The following is a 9,737-nucleotide window of genomic DNA, read 5'->3' on the forward strand; positions in this document are numbered from 1 at the left end:
ACAGCAAGGGGACAAGGGGGCAAGGGGAATTTTTACTTCTGCCTTTCTTGCCTTCTGCCTTCTGCCTTCAAAAAAAGAGTAGGGCAAAAAGCCCTACCGCCACCCAAAGGAGAAAGTTTATTCGTATTTAAAAACCTGCAAATTCTCGCGCTTCCAACCCGGAAAGTTGTTGGGCAATCATTAACCTCGCTTCTAATTTGGCAACACTGAACTGATTTCTCAGATATTCCAAATGAGCAATAGCATTGTTTTTTTCAGTTGTTAATTTTGCTGAGAGTTCTTGAGCTTTTTGGTATTCCTGATTAACTTGCAATAATTCAAATCTTCGCGCTTTCCGTTGCGTGTCATTTTTCAGGTTAGAATCAGTTCCAACTATTAAATCTGCTTTGCATTCAAAAGCAGATATTACTTGACGTAAAGCAGACAATTCATAATCTAATTCTGCGATCGTTTGGGCAGTTCTAGCGATCGCTACCGGATAATCACTCAGCTTGAGCATTAAAACTTATCCTCTGAAACAGTAGCCAGCAAAATTACATAACTAGCAACAACTCACTAGTAGCAGCGTGGCAGAAGTATAAGGGAAATTTTTACCTTCTGCCTTCTACCTTTTTAAACTAAGCAACTAATTCCTGCGGATGAGAATGAGCCGAAATTTCCGGCAAACTAAGCGTTAATTGTTCAGATTGTGGTAAACCTGCTTTATCCAAAACTTCAACTTCAATCTGCACAGAAACTAGGTAAGAACCAGGTTTTCCCCCCACCACTTCTGCAATTAATTTAGCGAAATCTGGACGCTTAGCTGTTAGCGGATCTCGCAAAGTGCAACGATCCCACTCCTGCTTCGCGTGAGGATTGAGATTGAGAATATAGTGCTTATTCATAAGCAAAAACCCGCATCCATACTTTACAACTTTTTCCATTAGCCAGTTCCGAAAAAAGATTGGCTTAAGGACTCAACTTGAATATATTATAGTACATTTGTACTAAATTGTCTACCCCAAGTCTTATAAACATTAAAAAAACCTGTCCAAGTGATTAACTAGACAGGTAGAGAGAGATTGTATATCTTTAGTTTGTCATGGGATTAGCTAATTAGAAAGTAGATATTTATAAATCTGATATAGATAAAACTAATAAATCTTAATTTAGCGCAACTCAAAACCGAGCAAAGCACTATGAAAGGCTAGAAATTTCATCTACAATGACTAACTTTCTTTTGTGTATGCCATAAATAATCCGATTCACAGCCATTCTTTGTTCCTCATCCAGAGATTCATCCAATACTGCTGCCATTAATCCATAACGATCGGCCAAAGTAACCTGTCCAGAATTACTAACTTGAGCATATAACTCAGAAATAGCATTAGGTAGGAGTTGGACTTGCATGATGAAAACTTAAACTCGTTACTTAATAATATCGTTTATATAAATCAGCTTCAGGGTGATTCAAAGAAGAATTAAATGTGATTAAGGGAAATTACAGGTTGTGAGATCAAAGTATTTTTTCTATGAGTTAAATTTACTAAAAACAGTGACATAAATCACTTACTAATGTGCAAATTGGTAACTAATTAACAAAAAAAGCCGTCCCAAAGATGGAGACGGAAAATCAACAAATTAAATTATTAGGAATCTAGGCCAACACAGCTCGATCAAGGAGTAGATGGGACAGCCGGAAGTCTGATTGGATCGGATGATGGTGGTACTAAGGGAGTGGTTGGTGTGGGAACAATTAATGGTTGCTGCGGGGGGGCTTGCTGCAACGGATAATATCCAGGTGGGTAGAAATCTTCAGGGCGATCGCTACCATCAATACAATCTGCCATCACTCCCGCCACGCCCAGATTTAACGACTTGACTAAACCAACAACACACCTGCCAAAACGATCTGGTAACAGACTCCGACGACAATTATCCAAAATTGCGCCCGGAGCACCCCCGGTAGTATTCAGGCTAATGTTTGCTACACAGTTGCCTAATTCGCGGGGTCTTCGTACTTGTCTACAAGTCGCCAGCGCATCACCAGGAGAAATTTCCGTTTGTCTGTAAATAGTTAAAACGCAAGTGGTTAAATCTCTCGGATAAAGTGAGGCGGAACAGGATTCTGCTGCCACAGATGCTGGAACACCCGCACGCACCAACTCTTGTCCACAAGTCTTGAAATCATAATCAAAAGCGTTCGATTCCACAGCCAGAGATTGGCTGGGAATGGTAACTGTTAACAAAAGCAGGGAAGCCCAAGATGGGGCAAAAGAACGAAACAGCATTCTCATGCTAGTTGTAGTAAAAAATATAGGAACTGAGAAACATTCAGAACTATAGATAGTCTGGAAAGAATTGACAATCTTTTTTCCCCTCTGTGTAAAGAAACTCAAATCAACAGCAACTAGAACTCCGTTGTGTTCCCCATTTAAGGTAAAATTTATGAGCGCCCAGCTAAACAAATTGTTAGTTTAACTATATACTAGAAATTCTGGGTAAAATTTGATCTGGATACTAGAGAGGAAGCGAGATGTCGCGATATAGAGGCCCACGCCTCAGAGTGGTTCGTCGCCTGGGAGACCTCCCCGGCTTAACTCGTAAGTCAGCGAGAAAAACCAGCCCTCCAGGGCAGCACGGTGCAAACCGGAAGAAACGTTCTGAGTATGCGATTCGTTTAGAAGAAAAACAAAAACTGCGCTTTAACTACGGTGTGTCGGAAAGACAACTCCTGCGTTATGTGCGGAAAGCTCGTCGCGCCACTGGTTCTACTGGACAAGTGTTGCTGCAATTACTAGAAATGCGTTTAGACAACACTGTTTTCCGTTTGGGTTTGGCTCCTACCATCCCAGCGGCTCGCCAAATGGTAAATCATGGTCACATTACAGTTAATGGTCGTAAAGTGACGATCGCTAGCTACCAATGTAAACCAGGGGAAGTAATTAGCGTTAGAGACCGAGACAACTCTCGTCAGTTAGCGCAAGCAAACCTGCAATATCCCGGTTTGGCTAACTTACCAAGCCATCTAGAATTCGATAAAACTAAGTTGGTTGGCAAAGTTAACAGCGTGGTTGAGCGGGAATGGGTAGCGCTACAGATTAACGAACTACTGGTGGTTGAGTACTACTCACGGCAAGCTTAAGGATTTTAGATTTAGGATTTTAGATTTTGGATTGGAGATAAAATCTAAAATCTAAAATCTGAAATCTAAAATTGTCTTAGCCGCCAATTTGTGACATAGTGCGCGTGTAAACTCCTGTGGTTCCAGAGTGACGTTGTTTAAAGTTAATCTCTGGTTTAATATTTAGTAATTCTCTGACTCGCTCTCTTAATTCAGCAGGTTTAACACCATTGCGGAGGGCGGTTTTTAAGTCAATTTGTCCCGTTTCGTTCAACAAACAAGGACGCAACCAACCATCAGCAGAAAGCCGCATTCGGTTACACCGATCGCAAAAACACTCCGACATCTGACTGATAAATCCCAGCGTTCCCTTAGCTCCTGGAATTTTAAACACATCAGCAGGGCCATTACCACGTATTTGTGATTCTGTCAAGCCCCAGCGCGATCGAATCCGTTGGCGCAACTCTTCAGAAGCTACCCAACCGCGATCGCCAAACAAATCAGAATTTCCGATCGGCATAAATTCAATAAAGCGGACGTGCCATTCCCGGTTGATCGACAAAGCAGCTAAATCTAAAATCTCATGGTCATTTACCCCTGGAATAACCACCACATTAAGTTTGAGGGGATTAAAACCAACTTGGTAAGCAGCTTGAATACCCTGCCAAACTTGTTCCCAGCGAGAACGCCCTCGATTACCAATAATTTGCTCAAAAATTTCTGGATCGAGAGAATCTAAACTAATATTAATTCTCCGCAAACCTGCATTGTAAAGGTCTTGCGCCAGCCGTGCGAGTAAAAACCCGTTAGTTGTCATTGATAAATCTTGAGTTTGGGGTAAAGATGCGATCGCACCCACCAACTCCACCACCCTTGGACGCAACAAAGGTTCACCCCCAGTCAAGCGGAAACGAGTAAACCCTACAGGAATGAACACTTCCTCAATCAAAGTCAGCAGTTCCTCGTAACTAAGTAATTGTTGCTGCAAAATATAATCAAGTTCCGCACCTTCTGGCATACAGTACTGACAACGAAAATTGCAGCGATCGATTAAGCTAATCCGCAAATAATCAACTTGGTTCATTCGCCTGTGGGATTTCCAATAGGACTACATCTAGTGTAAGAAGACAGAAGGCAGAACACAGAAGCCAAAAGTGGGAAACTTCTTCATCAGCACTATCATGATACAAAAACTGTTTTTGATAGCAGTAATTAATATCAATTGTTTAACTAAAGATTAATAGACTCTTGACATCCGCCCCGGCGTGAACGCACGGGGATTAAGAGAATCACTTCTGAGATTTCCTCTTTCGCCGAGGTAACTGCTCACTGCAATTTAGTGCGATCGCCGATGGATTTAATCGCCATCGCTTTTTTTGAAGAAAGAGCGATCGCTTCTTTGTCGGGAGAATGGCGATCGCAGTTTAAGTTTCTGATTCATCACTTAAGAGTTGATCTATACTTTGAAGTGCTTGTTGAGAACAACGACGCACGCGATGAATACGCACAATTCCTTGCTCTTGCTCAACTATTTCACTAACAGTAAATAAAATATTGAATTGCTTTTTATAGAGAAGTTGGCGTACCTCTATTCCCATATATTCACTTTCGATAGCCAAAGCACAACGCCTGGGAAAGTTTTCCAGCGTCAACATAATTTCATAACATCCTCTTACCCAGCGATAAGCGTTTTCCGGTGAATCCTCCTTGATCCAAAGAAAAATGCTTTCTATATCCGCTACCGCAGTAGGAGATATTTCAATCTGGTAGGCCATATTTTTCCCGAAGTTCTGCAAATGCTTGCTTCAGAGGTATCCCTTTCCCTTTCTCAAATTCTTCAATACTTTTGCGGATACCCACAATAGACTCCAGTAACTCAATCTTATCCAGAAGTTGCTGGTAGCTTTCTGCATCTTGAACAACGGCAGTAGCTTTACCATTCACAGTCAGAACTATGGGTGCTTTAGTTTCTTTGAGTTTTGCCAGGAAAGCTTTCGCACCCCGTTGGAACTCCGAAAGAGGATAAATGTCACTCAGACTGAGCATAATATTTGCAAAAAATTATCTAATAATTTCATGCTAACAGTTGGCAATTGTTTTGTCTATTTTGCGATTTCGCTGTGATCTACGCGATGCCGTAAGCAGGAGAGCAAATCACATAAACGATAGGAGATTGAGCCGCGATCGTACTTACTTGCGTTGATTACAAAAAGGCGATCGCTTTTTTTGTCGGGAGAATGGCGACCGCAAAAGTGTAGCGTCACATCCCCCTCAACTCAACCAACTACTTTCGACTGCATCCACCAATTTTGCAGCATTGCTCTTACAGAGTGACTGCGTTGTTCCCAAACTAACACCAAGGGAAGTAAAGCTAATAATCGCAATACACTAGTTAGAGCAAACAATCCAGGTAAACCACCGAAAAAAGGTTGTTCGGCTAAAAAGCCGCCGACGGTTGCCCCGAAAGCGCCACAGATTCCGGCAACAGCGGAAGCGATCGCAAAAAAAGTAGCTTGATTACGACTAGGTGCTACACTCATTTGAATATTATTGCTGCACAAATCGATCGCCGCCCAAACTCCACCACTCAATAAATGTAACAGCGGTAATCCCACCCACAAACAAAGCGGACTATAACCAGTTCCCAACCAAAGTAAAGGCATTAACGCCGCTACAACTCCCAGCAAAATTAACAGTGGACGATTGCCAATTCTGTCTGCTAGTCTTCCCCAAAAAACTAACATGAATAAATTCGCTCCAGCAGACAAGCTGTTATACACTGTTACCCAAGTAACATTGATATTTAAATTGTCCAACAAGTAAAGATTAAAAAAGGGATTGCTAATATTAATCGCAAAAGCCCAAAACCCGAAGTAAAGCAAGAATCGGAAAAAATTATTGGAAATTAAAGATTTAAAACTATTAATCAAAGATTGGCTATCGTTTTCTTCTAATGAGTCAGTAGCCGCGATTATTTCTGTTTTTGGGTTAATATCAGCCATAAAAAATTGACAGAGTAAACTGATAAAGCCAGTAATCACCCCAAAAAAGATTAGTAAACTATAACCTTGCAACATTCCTCCCGGCCAAGCAGATATGATTATACTGATTAAAGGTACACCAACTAGTGTTACCAAATTAGCAGCACTATTGCGAATCCCAAAATATCTACCGCGCAATTTTTCGGGAACTAACTTCGCCATCCAACTAAACCAAGAAGCCGATCCAAAAGCGCCTAATAAATTACTGGCAAACACAATTAATAGTGTTAATTGTACTAAATTGTCGTTTTTCTGGGTAAATGCAATGGCGATCGCTAAAATTAACCAAAGCGATCGGGAAATCCCAAACACCCAGAAACCGTACCAGTGACGACTATTAGTGAATCCAGAAAGATAAGCTCCCACAGGTTGTAGTAAATTTACTACCATCGGCACTGAAGACAACATCCCAATTTGTGTTGGACTAGCGCCCAATTGTAGCAACAAATTACTCAACAAAACTCCACCTGTAACACTAGAAAATATCGCTGCAAAAATACCATCCCAGGTAGATGCTTTTAGACTTGTCCGAATTTCATCTTTGGTAAAGTTAGGTAAAGTAGTTGGTATTAATACCGTTTCCGGTACAATCATACTCTCTGTAATTACTTCACTCTCTACTGGACTCGATACATTGGAATAGGCAACCACTAATTTCCTCACCTTTATTAAATAAAAACCTATAGAATTGGCTCTCAGGTTGGTACTAAATGAACGATAAACATCAAGCTGCTTACTCAACAGCGCACTACAGGAATAAGTATTGTTTAACCTGCCGAGACAAAAGTCCAAACTTTAGATAGTTGTCTGTCATCCATTGGTTAAAAAGTTAACAAAAACTAGATGAGTAGTGAAACACTTACTAAATTAGACCTCAACCAATATTTTGGTAAAAGCATATTTAACCAAATAGTTTTCTAATTTAGAGTATTCCCTTTTGACTCTACATACTAACTATCTGCATTAATTTTTTTGTTACTCATTATCTGCATAACTACAAAGATGAGCTATTAACCGAAAACTATATTACCCAGTTTTACTAGACTAGGCAAACTATAATAGCTTTGATTGTAAAATGTTAAATCATCTACAATCAAGCGAAAAAACTCAAGTGTTAAGTAAATATTTTCCCAGAATAAACAATCAGCCTCACCTACTTAAAAGTAGATGAGGCGAAATGAATTAGCACTTAAAAGCTCAGGTGTAGTGATTATTAATGGGAGAAAAACTTTAGACGCACTGACGATTGTACGCAGCTTCAACTGCCGCTTGTGTCGTTACATCCATAAATCGCAAAGAGAGATTTTTACCTAAAGCAGAGGCTAATTTCAACCCTGCAATTAAGCAAGAAATTCCCTCAGCTTCTACAAAATCTACCCACAAAAGATCTATAACTACAGTATCAGTAGTTAGCTCTAGAGCTTGTTCGAGAGCTTTGGTAAAAGTTGGACTACTCACACTATCAAGACAACCATTAGGTCTGAGAACAACAGTACGGGGACGTTTCTCTTCGACGCTGTTGCCTAAGTGAGAGAAGTTGGGGATCAAGTCCATGAGAGGTTGCATGGGAATCTCCAGTGACTGCACAGAAAGAATCAAAGGTAAAGTTTATGCCTCGCAAAAAAACAACTTATTATTCCTTCTTACTATATAGCCTGAACTAAAATAACTTTCATAGGTTGCTGTTTAATCACAATTAACCTGTGTTTTCAATCACAATGATTGACATCAGGGACAATTTATAAATTGTCCATCCTATTTCAGGAGGACTATAGTTTAGTCCTAGATATCGACCTCCCTAAAAACTTATAATTTTGCATAATTCCGTTACAAGCAGATAAATTTTGTGACAATGTTGCAGCGGCAAGTGAATCCCAGAAATTTGCAGATAAGCAGAGAATTACTGCTGCAAATTGGCAGAAAACCATAGTTCTGTAAAATTTAGCAAATTTATTTCTAAATTCACTTATGCAGAATGCTTGTGTTTAGGTGAAGGATGACTTGAGGAACAACTTTGAGGTGGAACAGGACAATCAGCTTATTTGCGACGGTATCAATACTGAAAAGTAGCATAAATAACAAATACAGCCTATTTGCGATCGTACTACGTGGAAATAGCGATCGCGCACAACCCAGAGCTATTTCTGAAATTAAGTTGATTTGCTTAAGTATAGTGTGATATTCTCTGGTATAACAAAATTTTAATATTTATATCTATCTAAGGTAATAAGTAATTTACCTTAGACAGCAATTCTTCTTGATTCTTTCCACTGCATATACCTGCAAATAAATATCATTGATGAATATCTCAATTAATGGTGTATCTACCACAACCATGAATAATCAATTTTGCGATGCTTTCATTTCTTACGGTCGAGCTGATAGCAAAGCTTTTGCGACAAAACTTCATTCTCGTTTGGTAGAACAGGAATTAAAGGTTTGGTTTGACCAAAATGATATTCCCCTGGGAGTAGATTTCCAGAATCAAATAGATGATGGCATTGAAAAGGCACACAACTTTCTTTACATCATCGCCCCCCATTCAGTCAACTCCCCTTATTGCGGCAAAGAAATCCAGCTTGCTCTCAAGCGCCATAAGCGGATTATCCCCCTGCTGCACGTCGAACAGATTAGTCGTGACACATGGCAGCAACGATACCCTCAAGGAACAGATGCAGACTGGGAAGCTTATCAAGCCAAGGGACTACATTCGAGTTTTTCCCATATGCACCCAGAAATTGGCAAAATTAACTGGGTATATTTCCGTGAAGGAATTGATGATTTTGATAAGTCACTAGAAGGACTGCTGGGGCTTTTAACACGGCACAAAGAATATGTATCTCAACATACTTTCTTTTTAGCCAAAGCCTTAGACTGGGAAAGAAATCGGAAGCAGTCGCGCTACTTGCTAGTTGGGGAGGAACGCCAACTAGCAGAAGATTGGTTGAAAATTCGCTTCAAGGGAGAACAAGCGCCCTGCACCCCGACTGACTTACATTGCGAGTACATCACCGAAAGTATTAAAAACGGTCACAACCTGATGACTCAGGTGTTCCTCGCTTATGCCCACGAAGATAAACAGGTGATGGAGAAAATTCGCAACAGCTTAAGGCGAGAAAGCATTACAGTCTGGACAAATACCACCGACATTCAAACAGGAGAAGCTTATGATAAAGCGATTAGGCGCGGCATTGAACAAGCTGATAATTTAGTTATTCTGCTCTCACCAGCAGCATTAAACTCTGAATATTGTCAGCAGGAACTTAACTATGCTCTTTCCCTACACAAGCGCATCATCCCGGTTTTGGTGCAAGAAACTCCACAGGAACAGATACCGAATACTTTACGTTATTTGCAATATATAGATTTAACAGACAATGTAAAAGAAGAGGATTACTTACTTGATGAAAGCCAACTATTGAAAATTCTGGGGTCTTCCGGCATCATGGGGTAAAATGTAGTTAGCACTACATTTTACCCGAAAAGGACGATGGATTTTCATCTAGATACCTTATTAAACTTACCAAACGTTACAGTTTTCACTGCTTATGAAAAAGAAGGATTCTTCATTTTAAAATTAGAGTTGTTAAACG

At 40.2% G+C, this 9,737-nt stretch carries 12 protein-coding genes; 2 read left to right on the forward strand and 10 right to left on the reverse strand.

Annotated elements, in window-relative coordinates:
- Positions 1-127: 127 nt before the first annotated feature.
- The 4 genes from IQ264_RS29310 to IQ264_RS29325 all read right to left on the reverse strand — a co-directional run bounded on the left by IQ264_RS29310 (position 128) and on the right by IQ264_RS29325 (position 2,276).
- Positions 128-499: a hypothetical protein gene (locus IQ264_RS29310; RefSeq protein ID WP_193985675.1), complete on the reverse strand. Its 372-nt coding sequence runs from the start codon at positions 497-499 to the stop codon at positions 128-130.
- 118 nt (positions 500-617) lie between these two features.
- On the reverse strand, positions 618-884 hold the full coding sequence (locus tag IQ264_RS29315; RefSeq protein WP_193985677.1) for a hypothetical protein: 267 nt from the start codon (positions 882-884) through the stop codon (positions 618-620).
- 292 nt (positions 885-1,176) lie between these two features.
- A complete protein-coding gene (locus tag IQ264_RS29320) occupies positions 1,177-1,389 on the reverse strand; it encodes a hypothetical protein (protein ID WP_193985680.1) in 213 nt (70 codons plus the stop codon).
- 266 nt (positions 1,390-1,655) lie between these two features.
- A complete protein-coding gene (locus IQ264_RS29325; RefSeq protein ID WP_193985682.1) occupies positions 1,656-2,276 on the reverse strand; it encodes a hypothetical protein in 621 nt (206 codons plus the stop codon).
- Between the two features lie 239 nt (positions 2,277-2,515).
- On the opposite strand from IQ264_RS29325, the gene rpsD reads away from it, so the two are divergent.
- The gene (gene rpsD, locus IQ264_RS29330; protein ID WP_193985684.1) at positions 2,516-3,124 is read left to right on the forward strand and encodes a 30S ribosomal protein S4; all 609 of its coding nucleotides are present in this window, start codon (positions 2,516-2,518) and stop codon (positions 3,122-3,124) included.
- A gap of 76 nt (positions 3,125-3,200) precedes the next feature.
- Here the strand turns inward: rpsD and moaA are convergent, their stop codons facing one another.
- The 6 genes from moaA to IQ264_RS29360 all read right to left on the reverse strand — a co-directional run bounded on the left by moaA (position 3,201) and on the right by IQ264_RS29360 (position 7,710).
- Positions 3,201-4,187, reverse strand: a complete 987-nt coding sequence (gene moaA, locus IQ264_RS29335) for a GTP 3',8-cyclase MoaA (RefSeq protein WP_193985685.1) — start codon at positions 4,185-4,187, stop codon at positions 3,201-3,203.
- Between the two features lie 340 nt (positions 4,188-4,527).
- Positions 4,528-4,878: a type II toxin-antitoxin system RelE/ParE family toxin gene (locus IQ264_RS29340; RefSeq protein WP_193985686.1), complete on the reverse strand. Its 351-nt coding sequence runs from the start codon at positions 4,876-4,878 to the stop codon at positions 4,528-4,530.
- Positions 4,862-5,149, reverse strand: coding sequence for a type II toxin-antitoxin system Phd/YefM family antitoxin (locus IQ264_RS29345; RefSeq protein ID WP_193985687.1), 288 nt, complete (start codon positions 5,147-5,149; stop codon positions 4,862-4,864). Before IQ264_RS29345 ends, IQ264_RS29340 begins: the two co-directional genes overlap by 17 nt.
- Before the next feature lie 56 nt (positions 5,150-5,205).
- Positions 5,206-5,367 (reverse strand): hypothetical protein, encoded by a 162-nt coding sequence (locus IQ264_RS29350; RefSeq protein ID WP_193985688.1) that lies wholly within the window; start codon positions 5,365-5,367, stop codon positions 5,206-5,208.
- 12 nt (positions 5,368-5,379) lie between these two features.
- Positions 5,380-6,795 (reverse strand): MFS transporter, encoded by a 1,416-nt coding sequence (locus IQ264_RS29355; RefSeq protein ID WP_322744828.1) that lies wholly within the window; start codon positions 6,793-6,795, stop codon positions 5,380-5,382.
- Between the two features lie 579 nt (positions 6,796-7,374).
- Positions 7,375-7,710 carry an STAS domain-containing protein gene (locus IQ264_RS29360; protein ID WP_193985689.1) on the reverse strand — a complete coding sequence of 112 codons (336 nt, stop codon included), beginning with the start codon at positions 7,708-7,710 and terminating at the stop codon, positions 7,375-7,377.
- 733 nt (positions 7,711-8,443) lie between these two features.
- On the opposite strand from IQ264_RS29360, the gene IQ264_RS29365 reads away from it, so the two are divergent.
- The gene (locus IQ264_RS29365) at positions 8,444-9,598 is read left to right on the forward strand and encodes a toll/interleukin-1 receptor domain-containing protein (RefSeq protein WP_322744829.1); all 1,155 of its coding nucleotides are present in this window, start codon (positions 8,444-8,446) and stop codon (positions 9,596-9,598) included.
- Positions 9,599-9,737: the final 139 nt, after the last annotated feature.

The organism is [Phormidium] sp. LEGE 05292, assembly GCF_015207735.1.
In the GTDB taxonomy this organism is placed as follows: domain Bacteria; phylum Cyanobacteriota; class Cyanobacteriia; order Cyanobacteriales; family Aerosakkonemataceae; genus Floridanema.